Origin of the sequence: Variovorax glucosi, from assembly GCF_051216695.1 — a bacterium.
GTDB lineage: Bacteria > Pseudomonadota > Gammaproteobacteria > Burkholderiales > Burkholderiaceae_C > Variovorax.
Genome location: NZ_JBPJZE010000279.1, coordinates 1 through 369, shown reverse-complemented (window position 1 = coordinate 369; position 369 = coordinate 1). Strand labels below are relative to the sequence as shown.

Annotated in this window: 2 protein-coding genes; both read left to right on the top strand. The window is 61.5% G+C overall.

What is annotated here, in order from left to right:
- Nucleotides 1-117: SDR family oxidoreductase (locus tag ACSFA3_RS24955; RefSeq protein WP_435508037.1), on the top strand; the 117-nt coding region annotated here is incomplete at its 5' end.
- 28 nt (nucleotides 118-145) lie between these two features.
- Nucleotides 146-369, top strand: a 224-nt coding sequence (locus tag ACSFA3_RS24950) for an ester cyclase (protein ID WP_435508035.1), incomplete at its 3' end; no start/stop codon positions are given.

The following is a 369-nucleotide window of genomic DNA, read 5'->3' as shown; positions in this document are numbered from 1 at the left end:
CATCCCGCAGAGGTAGCTGCCGCCGCCGTGTGGCTGGCCTCCGATGCCGCCAGCTACGTGATGGGCCAGATGCTGGTCGTCGACGGTGGAATGACCATCGGCGGCGTCGAACTTTGAACAAACCGAACCGACAAGGAGCAACACCATGAGCAATTTGAATGCGGGCGAGATGGCAAAGGCCGTCATTCGCCGCAATACCGAGGAAGTACAAGGGCGCGGAAACTGGGCTCTGTTCGACGAGCTGTTCTCGGTCGACTTCCTTGACCACACACCACAGCCGAACTGCACGCCCGACAAGGCCGGTGCGCTGGGCCTGTATCGTAGCCTGCGCGAGGCGTTCCCCGACCTTCATGCCGAGATCCATTGGCA